Origin of the sequence: Pseudoalteromonas luteoviolacea, assembly GCF_001750165.1 — a bacterium.
Taxonomy (GTDB): domain Bacteria; phylum Pseudomonadota; class Gammaproteobacteria; order Enterobacterales; family Alteromonadaceae; genus Pseudoalteromonas; species Pseudoalteromonas luteoviolacea_G.
Genome location: NZ_CP015411.1, coordinates 1694670 through 1710041, shown reverse-complemented (window position 1 = coordinate 1710041; position 15372 = coordinate 1694670). Strand labels below are relative to the sequence as shown.

Below are 15372 nucleotides of genomic sequence, written 5' to 3'. Positions count from 1 at the left end.
AAGAAAAAGGGTTTGCTAATAGACACAACACCACTTAACTAAAGTCAATTTAGATGCTTTTTTAAGTGCCCTAAAAATGATTTAACCTTCGGAAGCGGATATTTTCGTCCAGAGTAAAATGCATTCAATACTAAATCCTCTGGCTCACGGTCTAACTTAATATCTATGAGCTGACCTTGCTCAATCGCTTTTTCGCAGGCATGGTAAGGTAATATCGCAAAGCCAAGCCCTTGTATGGCGGCGGCCCTCGCCATATTGCCACTATTCACTTTAAAACTAGATTGAACTTTTAATAAATAGTTGTCTTTAAAACGCCAAGGAGACCCTTGCATCACAGTTAGGGAGGTAATACAAGGCAGTAAACTCAATGCCTGTAAAGTTTTTGGTTTTGAATAACGCGCCAACAGTTTCGGCGCAGCCACAACACAGCTTGGCCATCGAACAATCTCTTTTGCAACCCAGCCCGAGTCTGCGATATTGCCACGATTAAAGCTCATGACAATATCAAAACCGTCCACAACGCCCTCTCTCGTCTCTAATTGAGTATCACAACTCAATTCTATTAATGGGTTTTGAACGACAAAACTTGCAATTACTTCTCCCATAAATGGGAGATCAGGCGTTATTATTTTAAGATGCCCAGACACTTGATGTGATTGTAAGGATGTTTCTTGCAAAGCCCCCTGTAAAGACTCCAACAGCGAACTCGTAGAATAAAATAACTTTTTACCAGCCTCCGTCGGGCGCATTTTCCGTGTTGTGCGTTCAAATAATCGTACATTAAGTTGCTGCTCCAGCAATGCAACATGACGGCTGACATTCGACGTTGGCAATGCCAACTGCTCAGATGCTAGCTTAAAGCTTAAGTGCAAAAATACAGCCTCAAAGCTCTTTAGCCATTTTAACTCTACTTTATCCAACATAATTAACCCATATTGTGGGATTATGAAAATCAATATCACCAATTTATCCCACTATTTAAATTTGTCAAAGTCTGGCTAAGATTCAAATGGAGATAAATAAAATGCAAAATACTCGACGTATAGCAATTATTGGCGCAGGTATCGCAGGCCTAAGCATGGCTATTTTTGCCACACAACAGGGTTTTGATGTAGAGGTGTTCGAAAAACAAAATGAAATATCACAGATTGGGGCTGGCGTAACACTTTGGCCTAATGCCATGTATGTGTTAGATAAGATGGGATTACTCCAAGCTATATCAGAACTTGGAGTACAGCCCAATTTTGTGCAACAAATAAACCAACGAGGACAAGTATTGTCGAACCTAGATATATCACAACTTAATCAACTATGCGGATATCCCAGTATTAGCATTTTGCGCAAAGACCTGATGCAATGCTTGTATGATAAAGTAAGGGCGCTTAACATCTCATGCCACTTTGGCAAATCTATTGAGAGCAAAAATATCTCAGCACTTGCTAAGCAATTTGATTTGGTAATTGGTGCTGATGGCAGAATGCATTCACAAACACGCAAAGTGATTTTTGATCAACCAGTTGAACCTGTTTATCAAGGTTTCATCAATGTTATTGGGGTAAGCCCTACCCTATCCAATTTGGTTGGGAATGCTATCCAAGAGTATCGTGATGACGGGTTGCGTTTTGGTATGGTACCCGCCAGTGCACATTCATGTTACTGGGCCGCTGCATGGCCTTGTAGCATCGATAAAGCAGCTACTACTGCTCAATTTATTGACGAAGCAAAATATCGATTTAGGTACTGGCCAACGGTGATCAACTCGCTTCTCTGTGATGCTAATCTTGATTCCTGTCGTCATATTTTTGTTCACGACCTTGAGCCACTTCCTTATTGGCATAAAGAAAATATTGTCATTATCGGAGACGCTGCACATGCCTCACTGCCAACATCTGGGCAAGGCGCTAGTCAAGCTTTGGAAGATGTGTGGCACCTAATCAATTTGCTCAACCAGCAACGACAAGTACCTAAGGCCCTGAATCACTTTTTCAATACCAGAATAAACAAGACCACCACAGCGCAAACAATAGGTCGGCTTTTGGCTAGGCAATTCTTCTCTGACATACCTCAGCAGCCGGTAAAAATGGCCCCTGCGAAATTACGTATGCTTTGGATGCAAGGTTTAACCTCTCCTAATCTACTTTCATAGCTCGTTCGTGAAACATCGCCTTTTAAACTTTCCATTATGGAAAGTTTTTACTTGCCAAGTTGGAAAGTGTAGGCTAAATTTTAGTTTCCACTATGGAAAGTTAAGGACAGCAAACAATGAAAGACGCACAAAATAAAATCACAGAAATAGATAAAGATGCAGCAACACAAGCGCTTGCAAGCATTCAATCCACACAGCAAGAAACCATAGAACATAGCCGCCCGCCAATGTGGATAAGCGCCATCACAGGTTTGAGCTATGGCGCAATTGTCGCAGGATATGGCTTAATGCGACACGAAAATCAATGGGCGTTAATGATGATCGTCGGCGGGGTCGTATTTGCGTTATCAGTCGCAATTTACTTATACCGCTGTTATTTATTAGGGGTCAAGCCTGCCATACTGCCCCGCTCCAATGCCAGTAAAAAGCTCAATATTTATAGCGCACTATTTTTTGCAGTAATGGTCGTTGTAAGCCGCGAACTTACTCTATTTACTGAGTTGAATTTTATTCCTTGGGTATGCGGCCTACTGTGTGGTGGTGTGCTTGTTTGGTTACAACGAATGTATCCGACAGGTGAAGTTGTCAATGTGGAGCGCCCAAATGAGTGATTTAGACCCCATTATCCATGCGCCAAACCGCTTACAGATATGCGCCATGCTTGCCACCAGCGCAGAGCTCGACTTTAAACTGATTAAATTGCAGCTAGATGTCAGCGATTCTGTGTTATCAAAGCAGCTAAAAGTATTAGAAGAGGCTGAGTATATTGTGACTTCAAAACGCAGCAACCAAGGCCGACCTTGTACGTGGGTATCTTTAACTGACTTGGGTAGAGCCGCGTTTAGAACACATGTAGAGGCATTAAAAAAGATCATTCAATAGGCTTGTAAAGCGCTGTATAGTGCACGGCGCTTTATCATGCTTGTTGCAGCTTTTAAGTCTAAATTAATATTTTTATTAAATTAATTTTCTTCAAATACACCAGTGCCAAAAAAAGACTAGCTGCTATGCTTAGGATTTAGTTGTAGAGAAGAGAGCCAACGTTTGATGTTTTTACGTTGTACCATTTGGATACTAGTCTTTGCTAGCAACATTGTAATTGCTGCCCCATTCACCGAGGCAGAATTTGAAGAGATCAGAGCAGAAATACGCAGTGCATCTTCTCAATCCCCTCTAGAAGCGATATCGACCACAGAGTACTTTTTATTTAAATTCGATAAACAACTGAGTACCAGGCAAAAAATCCGTTTATTATATGGCAAGGCTTGGTTTCAAATTCAAACCGATGATCTACACAGTGCAATATCGACTTTGTCACAATGTAAAAAAATGAGCATTGAAGTCTCAGATCCCACCATTTTATACAGTTATTATAGCCTCACTGCAGGTGCATTAACTCGCATGGGGCTATATGAAAGAGCACTTGAAAACTATCTAGAAAGCTACAAGCTCGCAGCCCTTATGGATACCGAATTATTTCTGCGACAAACAGAAAATAATATCGGTAATGTGTATTTAAAATTAAGCCGCTATGAAGATGCCCAGTCCTACTTTCAGCGCTTTTATCAAGATGCTAAAGACAGAGGACTTGAACAGCAAACGGCTGTTGGGTTGAACAATATTGGGGAAGCATATTTTGGCCTAGGTGAGTATCAAACCGCACTAGATTTTCACAAGCAAAGCCTCAGTCTTCGAGAACAAAATAACTTCACCTACCATAGTTCATGGTCCCATCATAATCTAGGTAAAACTTACATTGCCCTTGGTGATCTTGAGCTGGCAAAACGCCATTTAGAACTTGCAACCACAATACGCCAAAATAGTAACGCCATCGCAGATAGCATAGGGCCAAAAATAGATCTGGTAAAAATCAAACTTTTACAGAAAGAATACCAAGGTACTGAAGAACAGTTGAACGAAATTGTTCAATTAAGCGATAAACACACCAGACTCAAAGAAAAATCAGAAGCCTATCAATTACTCGTAGAATATTATAAGAAAGTCAATGACCTAAATAGTGCACTCGATACATCAAATTTACTCATGCAAAGTAAGATTGAGTTTTTGCAGGGCCAAGCAGAAATAGGCGTCGCTTTTCACGCAGCTCAAATGAACTTAGCCATTAAAGAGCGAGATATTGCCAAGCTGACCCAAGAGAATACATTGCATAAAATCAACTCTCAAGCAGCTAAAGAACAGTTAATTATTATGCTTATCGCCATGTTTGTTATCGGGCTTATAACTTGGTTTTTTGTACGTCGTATTAAAACCAAAAACCTTGCTTTAACTGACACACTCAACAACCTGAAAGCAACTCAAAAGCAGCTCCTCGAAGCTGAAAAGATGTCTGCAATGACTACCTTAGTTTCTGGCATGGCTCATCAACTCAATACACCGTTGGGCTTGGTTGTCACCTCTGCGTCATGCCTAGAAGAAAAGCTCAAAGAAATACGTGAGTTACTGTCAAACCAAACACTGAGTGCCAAACACTTAAAAATATTCTTAGAAGAAGCGTCTGAAATGCTTGCCTTGACAGCGAATAACTCCAATCGAGCGGCGGATATGATAGCACGGTTTAAGTTAATCGCTGCTAATTTAGACACCAGTGAATCATCTCTCTTTGAGGTACTTAGCTTTCTAACTAAAAGGTGCTCCCTTATCTCTCAAAGCATCGATCCAGATATCATTTTAACTGTAACAGGCGATCCCGTAGATATTCATTCACACCCAGAAACCTTGGTAAAAGTTATCTCTCAGCTCGTCAATAACTCTTGCGCTCATGGTTTTGACCTGCAAGCATCTAAGTGTATTAGCATTGATGTTCAAGATAACAATCAGTATGTACTCATCACTTATCAAGATAATGGTGTAGGAATTTCGGAGGAAGACCAAAAACATATGTTTGACCCCTTTTACACAAGCCAACTCAGCACAGGAAAGTTAGGACTAGGGCTAAATATCGCTTACAACTCGGTTGTGCATGTCTTGAAGGGTGAAATAGGCTATGAATATCAATCAACTGGAGCAAAGTTTGTGATTAAGATACCAAAGAAAAATTAGAGCAGGTAAACATCGATATAAAGAAAGAGCGCTCCATATTTGTTCATTTTTATTCAGGGACATGATATCAGCCGAGATAACTCATGAGCATTTCGCGTAGGCATTTTCTCAATAGATCATATTCCTCTGTAAGCTTATGGTTAAAAAAACAACCTCATTGTTGAATGTATTTCCTTTGTAAATTTACCCACACGGTCGTTTATTAAGGGTTACTTACACTCTATAACCTCAAAGAACACACAATAACCACTGTAGATAAGCATATCAACAGTTCCTTTTCTTAACTAATTCCGCCTTTTTAAAGCAACGTTTATATTTATATAGTAAACGTCACCGCTATAAATAATTAGCAACCTAGCACCTTATAAACACAATGAGATTTAATAAATTAAAAACCCATAATGACAAATAAAAAATTCCTTTCACTTAAAAAAACACCAAGAAAAAAGTAACTAATTGGTTAACTGTTAACAAAATAAGAACATACGTTCAATAAATAAACAGGCTTTATTTAAAAAGTAATAATTACAATAACTTCAAGGTAAAATAACAATAAACAATTGATTTAATATTTATTAAATATTAGAATCCCGTCGTATAGTTACTAACCTAATAGTTAGATTAGCTACTATAATTTAAAATTAATTAAGGACTTAAAACAATGAAAAAGAATTTATTAGCTGCTTTAGCTCTAACTTTTGTAACAAGTGCAAACGCTTCAGGCCCTAACCCATATTCAGATTGTGGTATCGGTGCAGCTTTATTCCCTAACCAAAGCGCAGGTGCTGTTAGCTCAAACATTATCTGGGATTTAGGCGTAACAGCGATTACTTCAGCAACTATGAGTCCTGAGACTTGTAATGCTAAAAACACTAAAGTTGCTAAATTCATCATCGAGAGCTTTGACTCTCTAAATGAAGATACAGCTCGTGGCGAAGGCCAACACCTAAACACACTTTTAGAAATTGCTGAAGTTTCTGAAGCGCAAAAAGGTGACGTTGTAGCTAAACTACGTGCAAATGTAGCGGTTTCTATGACTGCATTCGATACTGAAACAACTAAAGTTGAGAAGTCTCAAGCTTACTACACAGCTTTAATGACAGCTATCTAATGCTATTTGATGCGAGATTAGGATAATCTCGCATCAAATTTTTATGTATGCGAAATTTAGTCAAATCCCTATGCCTATTAGCGTTCAGCATGAATGTATACGGCACTGATAAAGAAACGTTACATCATCTATCTACTGACAAACAATGGCTAAAACTCCTAACAGTTTATAACGGCCAAACCCCCAAAGTTACCGACGAGGCATTTCTTCTCACTGCAAAAAGTGAATTTAGTAGTCTCAAAGAGCTCAATGCAACCTTAGAATCATTTACAAAACCCGTATCAGGAGATATCAACCTGCACGGTCAATGCAAATACCCAGCGAGATATATTTTTCTCAAGGAAAAATTAGACTTTAAGGCTCTGGATATTGAAGAGGTTATTTGCCCTGAATATTCACAGTACACAGATGTTCACAAACAACACCAGCTAAGTTTAGTTTTTGCCACTGGTTTTTTAGGTAACCCAGCTTCTTACTACGGCCATTTGTTATTAAACGTAAACCAAAAAAACAAAGCTAACTTAGATAAAGCATCAATAAACTTCGGTGCAGATATACCTGCCAACGAAGGAATGCTTGCATACATTATCAACGGGATCGATGGAAGCTATAATTCTTCGTTCACAACCCAGCCTTTCTTTTATCACTTTAATAACTACAACGAAACAGAACATAGAGACCTATGGGAATACCCGATTGCACTAGCACCAGAACAATCTGAATTAGTTTTAGCACATTTGTGGGAGCTGATAAACGTTGATTTTCAATACTTCTTCTTCAATAGAAATTGTGCATACTTCATGGCAAGGGCTATCGAATTAGTATTAGATGAAGATATTATTGAAGACTCTAAGCTATGGGTTGGGCCACAAGAAGTCATCCAAAAGCTGCATTTGAGTTCATCTCAAGGCCAGCCTGTGTTAGGAGACGTCAAGTATCACCCATCGCGCCAAACAAGATTGTATCAACGTTTTGCAAGCCTAACCGATACCGAAAAAGAAACCGTTAGAAATATTGCACTTGCACCAGACACACTATCACTACAAACACTTGCGCACTTGGCACCAAGCGCAAAGTACCGAATTATAGATACTCTCATTGACTATTATCAATTTGTTAGAAATAAAGAAGATAAGCAAGATAGCAACAATCTATATTACAAAAAAGCCGTGGTGCTAAGATACCAGTTGCCAGTGGCTGCAGCATCTCAAAGTTTTCATTCAAATAATACACCCGCTTTGGGCAGAGGGATATCTCGTAGCTATATCGGATTTGATAGCTTAGGCACTGTCATTGGTATAAGGCCCTCTTACTATGACGCACTTGATGCATCATACGGCCATATCAAACATGCTGAATTAAAAATGGGGGAGTTCGAGGTCATTATTGACTCTGGAAATGTGGACCTGTATTCAGTTACCTTGCTCAGTATTGAGAGTATTAAGCAAAATTACACGTCACTACCTGGAGATGAAAACAGTTCCTGGTTCCTCACAGTTGGGGCAGAGCAAGAGACGCTCACGTGCAGCAGCTGTCTAATGCCCAAGGTAGAATTAGGTAAAGGCTTTTCTTACACATACCTAAACTCCAGCCTTGTGCTGTCAGGATTCGCAACCGCTGGATTCAAATCTGACGATTTAGAAAGTGATGGATTTTTTGCCGGCGCTAAACTAAAAGGAAGCTGGCTGATGTCTGATATGTTTAGCGCAGCAGCGACTTTGAACCACACACATTATTTGGATGATACTGCGAGTACTTTATTAAAAATAGAACAAAGAACTGCTATCGCGCAGTCAGCCGATTTAAGGCTCTCATGGAGTCATGACTTCGAGAATGACTCGAATAAAGTGTCATTTAATGTTGGGTATTATTGGTAGTAAATGTTGTTCAAATACATGAGTTTTATGTTGTTTTGGCTTCTAGACTAGAAGCCAAAATCTTTTATCTTTCTCACTCACCCATGTTCTCACCAAGCCAATATACACACGTTTTTCTTAAATATTCACTATGCTTTTTATTATTCACCAACTTCAGTCATGATTAGACGCTTATAGCTCACACTGAAAATCAACAAATAGAATTTTTCAGCGCAGAGAAATTGTAATGGCATACATTCCATAAAAGTTCAATAAACTTACAATTAGCGTTGAGAGAAAGGTGAGTTTAATAAAAGATGGATAAGGACAAGGCAGAAAAGAGAATAACTCAGTTTTAAGTAGTTATTTTAAATAGACACCTTCAAAAAAGAGTAATTCTCCTCCTTACTATTTAGTAAGGTATATTGCCCCAATCAGTTGTATATTTACATTGTGTTGAGGCATGCCTTATCGCTACAGGCCAGAAATACTTATAAATTGCGCGCCATGACAAGTGTCATTGTTATAATTATAGATTCTCACACTCGCCTTGCTCATAGCGGCTGCTAACGCAATTGAAAAAGCCTGATCGTATGAAGATTGAGATGGTGCAGCGTTTGCGTAAAACTCAATATGCCCGTTTGCACACGGCCCTGTACCACCTGTTACTTTTACATAAAAATTGTCTTTATTTGCACCAGTGTTAGCAATCTCAGTAATTTTTGCCCCTCTGACTAATTCGCCAGATACAGCATTAAACGAAAAAGCAATTGACATGGCAAGAAGAAAACGTTTCTCGTTGATACATCCTTTATAATATATATTTAATAATATCAGAAAGTTTTAAGTACTAACATTAAATGCAGCACGCTAGAAAAATAAGCGTACTGCCAAAACGAATTTTATAAAAAATTAATAGTATGACTCTTGAAGTGCAACAAGGTCAATTTCACAACTATTATCCGTTTGTGAGTAAATACGTATTTGTTTACCCGATATCTGAGCTGCTAATATTACACTTAGCATGTGACTCACAGATGCTTCAGTTTTTTTACTATATGTAATAATACCAAAAGGTTTACCCTGCTCTTTACAACCAGGAGTGCTCGATTTTGCTGCCAGTTCAAAATATACTTTGACAGACTTGTTATCATTAAAGCTATAGACTTTTGTGCCCACAACTTTACCAAAAGCAATGTCTCCAGCAAAACCAGCTGCAGAAAACATAACTGCCCCAGCGATTAAAAGATTTTTTAACATACTACTACCTAGAAAAATTAAAAAGCTATTATACAAAAAAATAGATAGCAATATAGTTAATTTGAACAGGAAATACTTTAAATTATGCAAGATGATTGTTTAAAAAATGTACCTTGATAACTTTCTTTATTACGCGCACGCTCATTAGGCTGAGTTTTAAGAGCAACTACCTCCCCTTGCTTATCACGTTCAAAAAAAAACAATACCAGCGTTGAATTCCATCACTTTAAACTCATCGACATTTTGAGTTTTTATCCACGATAATAATACTACCCAACTGCTTTATAATTAGCTGACTTTCTAATACTTCAATACCAATATCATGCTTACTATTTGCCGTATAACAGCCTGTATAATCCTGAATCTGTAAGTCAGAAAATGTCATTGACACATCAATATTTCCATCAACTATGTTAGAAACATAGTGCGCCAAATATTTGGAGTTATTGTCTAAGTTCATCCTTATTGCAATTTCTCTTGCCGTTTTGTCAGCTAATATTTGTTCTGTTGTTTTACCATCACGGAATAACTGCTCTAGACGCTTAAACCAAGCAACATAATTTTTTCGATACTCGACAAACATTTTTTTATCTAGAATGACTTTACCATGTGGAGCTACAATCAGGGTGTCTTCGTTGATGAATTCGAGCGCTTTTTCTCCCCATATCCTAAAGCTTTTCATGCCCAACACACCGGGACCTACTTGGTATTGTGGCCTAATATTTTCACCTATAAAAAATACATTTCCTTTTTTTAGATAAATCGCGGCATCATCAAATGCTGGTGGAAACGCGTTATTTATCCTTGCACACAAACAATTGTATCTCTTAAACTTAGATGGCAATCTTACAGCAGTTCACACTCCACTCCCCCTCGTTGATATCTACCAAGACAAAGGAAATAACCGACTTTTAGGAAAGCAGTTAAAGGATACTATACCGACTATTGTGCTACTCAATTTAGATAACCAACAGTTTCAATCTTTATATTTTGAAGATGCTGACAAAGCGTTAATGACTAAAAGCGATGCACTTTTTATTATCGAAGACAAAGCAATTTATAACGTAATTGACGCTGAGCGCCATGAGATCAAATCAATTAGTAATATTAAAACTGATGCGTTATTTACCTATCAAGAGTAGCTATATATCATTTCTTCGACCAATGACCTTTGGCGGTATCATCCAAGGTTAGATAAGTTGACTTATCTCGCTAAATTGGACAGCAGAATAAATAATATCAGTGATATCAATGTAGCTGAAAAAACAATCTACCACTCTAAATTCGTAGCCATAAAAAAGAACTCATGCTACTCGACTTAGAGTAATGTTTTGAATTTTTACTTTATAAAGTTAATACTAAATCACCCTATAGAAAAACTAAGAAAATACAGAGAAATTAAAACTTGAAAAAAACAAAAAAATATTTAAAATAAAATAATATAATAATTTTCAATTTAAATAATTAAAATTAGTTTAGGTATTAAAATTTATGAAGTTCATTAAACGAACCATGCTATGTATGTTGCTGTCTACAAGTGCACTCTCAAGTTATAGTACAAGCGCGAATACAGCTTGGTGTTCAGGAAAAGTGAAAAACGTTCAAATTACCACCACCAATGCATTAATAGCTTCATTCGAAGGGGTTGGAACTTACCCTTTATCAATTAACGATGCGAGCATTTGTAATCTCAGTCAAGAGTATTGTAAAAATATATATAGCTCCCTTCTCGTTGCGTTTACAACAGATAAGTCGGTGACCTTTTGGTTTAAGAATGCTTCTGCTCCCAGAACATGCCCGTCTGCTCAGTATTCTGATTTCAGAAAATTTGGCCAATATAACTTTATGGTAGCCAGATAGACCCTTGGTAGAATTGAGCTTTACTTACGATTAAAGTAAAGCTCACAATACACGCAAATACGTCTTAAGTCATTATCGTTGGTGCAGATATAATAAGGTCGAGCGATGCTGTAATGTAGCTCACCAACAAACATTATTGCGCCTGAATGAGCTCATACATGACAAGGGCTAACCCCATCTAAAAGAATAAACTGCTTCCCACTAAGATCTGCAATTGCAAATCATCAAGTAATGGCATTATTGAACACACTGTTTTTATAGCGTTAACTCTCTTTGGTCGTATTTTTTGATTGCCGTGATCGTAGTTAATCAATACACTCTCGAATACTAAATCACAGTAACGTTCAGGCACTCTCGAGATCAAAAGTAGGTGTTTGTGGTTGGTCAAATAAGGGAGTAAAAAAGCAAAGGCAGCATTTACCGCCCTTGCCGTTTTGGCTTAAACCGGACGAAGTTGCTTCAATCTTCTAGCTGAGAACATTGCCAATGCAAAAGCTATCAGTGTACTGACGATTAGCTGCCAAATATTGATCTCTTTATCGAGTGGTTTAGCCTCAAACAGTGGAAAGTTTTCTACATCTGTTTTTGTGACTGGCTTATCAAAAAACATAAAATCATAGAAAAAATGACGGATCTGTTGATGATATTCAACCACCTGCATGCGGTAATCGGCCTGATCTGCACTGCTGGTATTTGCCAGCTGGTTTAACGTAAGTTGAAAGAGCAATGCCGGTGAGAACGCACTTGCATGCTGCAATGCTAGTTGACGCGCTTGATTAGTATCACGATATTGCTGCCACAATTGCGCGACCTCAACATCACTCAAATGCTGCTGGGCATAATACCATTTCCAATCAAATGCCTCGCCAAGTGGTGCAGTGTCTTTCCAATTGGGCTCGTGCTGTAAAAATGTGTCTAAAGTTTGTTGCTTATCTTTATCCCAGCCATCATTTAGCGTCACACGCTGTGTCAGGCTAATTTCAAGCGGCGCATTTGTTTGGTATTGGTTGGATAAGTATAAGTGCACCGTACTGGGTACCAACATAGCTAAAACAACCCAACTACTTAAATAGGCCAAGCTGTTAAACACACTGCTTTTACCAAAACTCATAATCAGTGTGGCAATGGCAAACCAAAATATCATGTATAACGTGCTTGCTAGCAACACTGTCCAAAATACCCCATCAAATGGCAGCGATAAAAGCATTGCAGCGCTGACAAGTAGTAGTATTACCAATAACCAGATCACAACAAAACGTAATGCAATTTGTTTGGCAACCTGACTAAACGCACTTTTAGGCAATGCATTTAGCATACGCCAGCGCCCTGCATGCTGCTCATCAGAGATCAAGGTGACGGTGAGGATCCCTATCACTAAGGGTAATAAGTACACCAAGACAAAACCCAAATCTAACCCGCCAGTGCGCTGCTGTGCAGGATTCACTATTTCTCGATTAAATATCTGACTTTGCAATGCTGTCGCTCGCACCTTGCTAGCTACCATAGAGGAGTGGCTCTCCCCCACAAATAACGCAGCCCACGGACTTAGCTTCCACTCAGTCGGCGCACTGGCATAATAAGCTAAAGAACCAGGAGCTGGCAGCGTTTCCCTTTTATTGACGTGTTCTCGCTCCTTTTGAAAAACAATTTTTGATTTGTACTGGTCAATGCGCAGCGTTTTATATCCTTGAGCGCCTTGGTAAATCGCAAATACCCCGGCAATCACAAAAAGTAATAACACCAGTTTATTAATGGCCCCTGAGAACAGTCGCTTACACTCAAGTTTAAACAGTAGCATAAACTCTCCTTTGCATACCTTTAGAGTTTAAAGAACCAAACATGACAACAACCACCAGCAGCGGTAGCAACCAAGCCAATGAAAATGGACTCAACGACCAACCAAGTACTGGAGACTGATAAGTAAAAGCCTCAAATTCCTGCCAGTAAGATTTATTGATACGCTGATCTCTGTCGTTATGATGATCTATTTCTTCTGTGTGTAACTTATTAAGTTTTTGAATACGTGCGTAGCGATGTGCTTCGGCTTGCTGTTCAAAATCTAAAAAGTGTCTCGTGTCTGTACGCGTGAGTGCCATTGAAAAATCTCGAACGAACAAGTAAGGGTTGAGCCAATAAAATTGACTAACAAAACGCTGCTGTGCCGAAAACTGTTCAAGCTGCTTTTCGTAATGCTTTTTATAAATCTCTGCATTGAGCTTTTCACCCTCTTGCATCACCAGTCCCTTATAATTTACTGGTAGCTCTTCTACCGTGCTTACACCATATTTTTTCAGGGTCTCTTCACGGAATTTATTAAAATATGGATCGTTAGGGTTGTGGCTATCTCCAACTTTACGATTGTCCAGTTTTATCGCCAGCTCAAAGTCGTTACGCTTTTGGTGAGGGTATTGATTATGGGCAAATTCGGCGAGCATACGCGGCATCAAAATGGTCAAAATAAACCAAATCGACGTCAATAATACCAACGCTTGCTTTGGTGCTTTCACTAAACTGGATACGAACAACGTCAAACCAATCCAGAAGAGGCAATAAAGCACATAGACCGTAAATAGTAACAAGAGCCTCAGTGGCGCTTCAGAAGAAAATGCAGCCCCCGTGCTTGCGGCCAATACTAAGGCTAAAACAAATACAGGCAAAATGAATATCACTGACAAGAATAAATAACTAAGACTTTTACCTGTGATCAAATCCCTAAATGATACTCCCATGGACATCAACTGACGTAACGTACCACTTTTTTGCTCTCCGCTGATGCTCGCAAAACCCAGCGCAATAATGAGCAACGGCCAAATGGTCAATAGGATGTTGGCGCTACTTAGCTCAGAAAATCGCAGTAAAGTACCACCGTCTTGGTCGTTGGCAAAATTGGCACTATTTTGCTTGTGTGCCTCGAGGAAAACACTGTTTCCAACCCAAGAATTCACACCTAGGTCAAAAAAGCTCAGCGCGCTGGGGGTTCGAAATGCAAAATGGCCAAAGTGTGCTACTCGATGTGGGTGTCGGTCCGGTTGCGCTTCCCACTGCGCTTCAACAAGTGCCTGTGCTTTGGCTTGAGTTTGTGCATTATGTTGATATTGCTGCCAACCAGTAAATAACGCGATTGCTAGTAATAATTGGATCATGATGAAGATCAACCACAAGCTAGGGCTTTTACGCTTACTGGCTAATTCATGGCAAAATATCTTCATTACTCTTTGATTAATCATGTAATTATATTTCCTGTATAAACACAGTAGTTTTCAACTTACTGTCACGACGACTGCTAGCTTGCCTCACGGATCACACTTTTTCCTGAGATTAACTCATGGTAAGTATTCTCGAGTGTGTTGAGTGGCAGTTGTTGATTATCAAGTAATGTCAATAATTTACCCTGGTCCATGATCCCGATTTTGTCAGCCAATGTATGAGCACAGTAAAAGTCATGCGTTACCATTAAAATCGCTGCGCCTTTTTGAGCAAGTTGCTCAACAATGCGAATAAACTCTAGAGTCGCACTGGGATCAAGGCCTGAGGTTGGTTCATCCAATAAAAGTACTTTCGCTTGGCGAATTATCGCAAATGCAATACCGACTTTTTGTCTCATGCCTTTAGAGTAATTCTTTAATGATTGAGTTCGCGCACTTGACTCTAAGCCTGTTTCATCTAATGCCGCATTAATTTGCGCTTCTGTGACTGGTAAATCTGATAAGCTTGCTAAATATTTCAGGTTATCAATGGCATTAAACTCTTGATATAAATTCACTTGCTCAGGTAAATAAACAAGCTTTTCTTTTGAACCCGCGCTGCTGTGGACATCAATGCCATCAATTAAAGCTTGCCCGCTATCCGGTTGTAAGAAATTAAGAAAAATATTCAACGTTGTGCTTTTCCCCGCACCATTTGCACCCAACAGGCACATGATTTGGCCAGCGTCGACTTTAAAGCTTAGGTCGTTGATAACCTGTTTATCTGAAAAGGACTTTTTTAAATTTATGGCTTCTAACACAAAACACTCCTTATACTAAAAAATTCCGCAAGCGATCATGTCATTTGCGCCTAACCCTTAGGTGCAACACGTA

At 39.0% G+C, this 15372-nt stretch carries 15 protein-coding genes; 8 read left to right on the top strand and 7 right to left on the bottom strand.

Annotated features, from left to right (window positions below):
* Positions 1-44 precede the first annotated feature (44 nt).
* Positions 45-923 carry a LysR family transcriptional regulator gene (locus tag S4054249_RS07365; RefSeq protein ID WP_046358271.1) on the bottom strand — a complete coding sequence of 293 codons (879 nt, stop codon included), beginning with the start codon at positions 921-923 and terminating at the stop codon, positions 45-47.
* Between the two features lie 101 nt (positions 924-1024).
* Between S4054249_RS07365 and S4054249_RS07360 the strand changes: the two genes are divergently transcribed.
* The 6 genes from S4054249_RS07360 (at position 1025) to S4054249_RS07335 (ending at position 8194) form a co-directional block, all read left to right on the top strand.
* Positions 1025-2146, top strand: a complete 1122-nt coding sequence (locus S4054249_RS07360; protein WP_046358270.1) for an FAD-dependent oxidoreductase — start codon at positions 1025-1027, stop codon at positions 2144-2146.
* 116 nt (positions 2147-2262) lie between these two features.
* Complete coding sequence (locus tag S4054249_RS07355) at positions 2263-2757, top strand: hypothetical protein (protein ID WP_046358269.1); 495 nt, start codon at positions 2263-2265, stop codon at positions 2755-2757.
* Positions 2750-3028, top strand: a complete 279-nt coding sequence (locus tag S4054249_RS07350) for a transcriptional regulator (RefSeq protein ID WP_046358268.1) — start codon at positions 2750-2752, stop codon at positions 3026-3028. The genes S4054249_RS07355 and S4054249_RS07350 overlap by 8 nt, the downstream gene beginning before the upstream one ends.
* A gap of 165 nt (positions 3029-3193) precedes the next feature.
* Positions 3194-5206, top strand: a complete 2013-nt coding sequence (locus tag S4054249_RS07345; protein WP_046358267.1) for a tetratricopeptide repeat-containing sensor histidine kinase — start codon at positions 3194-3196, stop codon at positions 5204-5206.
* Between the two features lie 661 nt (positions 5207-5867).
* Positions 5868-6317: a DUF3015 family protein gene (locus S4054249_RS07340; RefSeq protein ID WP_046358266.1), complete on the top strand. Its 450-nt coding sequence runs from the start codon at positions 5868-5870 to the stop codon at positions 6315-6317.
* A gap of 89 nt (positions 6318-6406) precedes the next feature.
* Positions 6407-8194, top strand: a complete 1788-nt coding sequence (locus S4054249_RS07335; protein ID WP_046358265.1) for a DUF4105 domain-containing protein — start codon at positions 6407-6409, stop codon at positions 8192-8194.
* Positions 8195-8647: 453 nt separating this feature from the next.
* On the opposite strand, the gene S4054249_RS07330 is transcribed toward S4054249_RS07335, so the two are convergent.
* The 3 genes from S4054249_RS07330 to S4054249_RS07320 form a co-directional block, all read right to left on the bottom strand.
* Positions 8648-8950: a DUF5992 family protein gene (locus tag S4054249_RS07330; protein ID WP_046358264.1), complete on the bottom strand. Its 303-nt coding sequence runs from the start codon at positions 8948-8950 to the stop codon at positions 8648-8650.
* 135 nt (positions 8951-9085) lie between these two features.
* Positions 9086-9433 carry a hypothetical protein gene (locus tag S4054249_RS07325; RefSeq protein ID WP_046358263.1) on the bottom strand — a complete coding sequence of 116 codons (348 nt, stop codon included), beginning with the start codon at positions 9431-9433 and terminating at the stop codon, positions 9086-9088.
* 232 nt (positions 9434-9665) lie between these two features.
* On the bottom strand, positions 9666-10247 hold the full coding sequence (locus S4054249_RS07320; protein ID WP_046358262.1) for a hypothetical protein: 582 nt from the start codon (positions 10245-10247) through the stop codon (positions 9666-9668).
* Between the two features lie 4 nt (positions 10248-10251).
* Between S4054249_RS07320 and S4054249_RS26275 the strand changes: the two genes are divergently transcribed.
* Together S4054249_RS26275 and S4054249_RS07310 are read left to right on the top strand one after the other, a co-directional pair.
* A complete protein-coding gene (locus S4054249_RS26275; RefSeq protein ID WP_145924987.1) occupies positions 10252-10575 on the top strand; it encodes a hypothetical protein in 324 nt (107 codons plus the stop codon).
* A 349-nt stretch (positions 10576-10924) separates the two neighbouring features.
* A complete protein-coding gene (locus tag S4054249_RS07310) occupies positions 10925-11293 on the top strand; it encodes a hypothetical protein (RefSeq protein ID WP_046357179.1) in 369 nt (122 codons plus the stop codon).
* A 439-nt stretch (positions 11294-11732) separates the two neighbouring features.
* Here S4054249_RS07310 and S4054249_RS07305 read toward each other — a convergent pair whose 3' ends face one another.
* From S4054249_RS07305 to S4054249_RS07295, 3 genes are read right to left on the bottom strand one after another with little or no spacing between them, the layout of a single operon-like run.
* Positions 11733-13091 carry a DUF3526 domain-containing protein gene (locus tag S4054249_RS07305; protein ID WP_046357180.1) on the bottom strand — a complete coding sequence of 453 codons (1359 nt, stop codon included), beginning with the start codon at positions 13089-13091 and terminating at the stop codon, positions 11733-11735.
* Entirely contained in the window at positions 13078-14520 is a 1443-nt protein-coding gene (locus S4054249_RS07300; RefSeq protein WP_046357181.1) for an ABC transporter permease, read from the bottom strand. Before S4054249_RS07300 ends, S4054249_RS07305 begins: the two co-directional genes overlap by 14 nt.
* 56 nt (positions 14521-14576) lie before the next feature.
* The gene (locus S4054249_RS07295; RefSeq protein ID WP_046357182.1) at positions 14577-15299 is read right to left on the bottom strand and encodes an ABC transporter ATP-binding protein; all 723 of its coding nucleotides are present in this window, start codon (positions 15297-15299) and stop codon (positions 14577-14579) included.
* Between the last annotated feature and the right edge of the window lie 73 nt (positions 15300-15372).

Coding starts and splice junctions, on each gene's coding strand:
- S4054249_RS07365 (WP_046358271.1), bottom strand. CDS start 923: ATGTTGGATAAAGTAGAGTTAAAATGGCTAAAGAGCTTTGAGGCTGTA.
- S4054249_RS07360 (WP_046358270.1), top strand. CDS start 1,025: ATGCAAAATACTCGACGTATAGCAATTATTGGCGCAGGTATCGCAGGC.
- S4054249_RS07355 (WP_046358269.1), top strand. CDS start 2,263: ATGAAAGACGCACAAAATAAAATCACAGAAATAGATAAAGATGCAGCA.
- S4054249_RS07350 (WP_046358268.1), top strand. CDS start 2,750: ATGAGTGATTTAGACCCCATTATCCATGCGCCAAACCGCTTACAGATA.
- S4054249_RS07345 (WP_046358267.1), top strand. CDS start 3,194: ATGTTTTTACGTTGTACCATTTGGATACTAGTCTTTGCTAGCAACATT.
- S4054249_RS07340 (WP_046358266.1), top strand. CDS start 5,868: ATGAAAAAGAATTTATTAGCTGCTTTAGCTCTAACTTTTGTAACAAGT.
- S4054249_RS07335 (WP_046358265.1), top strand. CDS start 6,407: ATGAATGTATACGGCACTGATAAAGAAACGTTACATCATCTATCTACT.
- S4054249_RS07330 (WP_046358264.1), bottom strand. CDS start 8,950: ATGTCAATTGCTTTTTCGTTTAATGCTGTATCTGGCGAATTAGTCAGA.
- S4054249_RS07325 (WP_046358263.1), bottom strand. CDS start 9,433: ATGTTAAAAAATCTTTTAATCGCTGGGGCAGTTATGTTTTCTGCAGCT.
- S4054249_RS07310 (WP_046357179.1), top strand. CDS start 10,925: ATGAAGTTCATTAAACGAACCATGCTATGTATGTTGCTGTCTACAAGT.
- S4054249_RS07305 (WP_046357180.1), bottom strand. CDS start 13,091: ATGCTACTGTTTAAACTTGAGTGTAAGCGACTGTTCTCAGGGGCCATT.
- S4054249_RS07300 (WP_046357181.1), bottom strand. CDS start 14,520: ATGATTAATCAAAGAGTAATGAAGATATTTTGCCATGAATTAGCCAGT.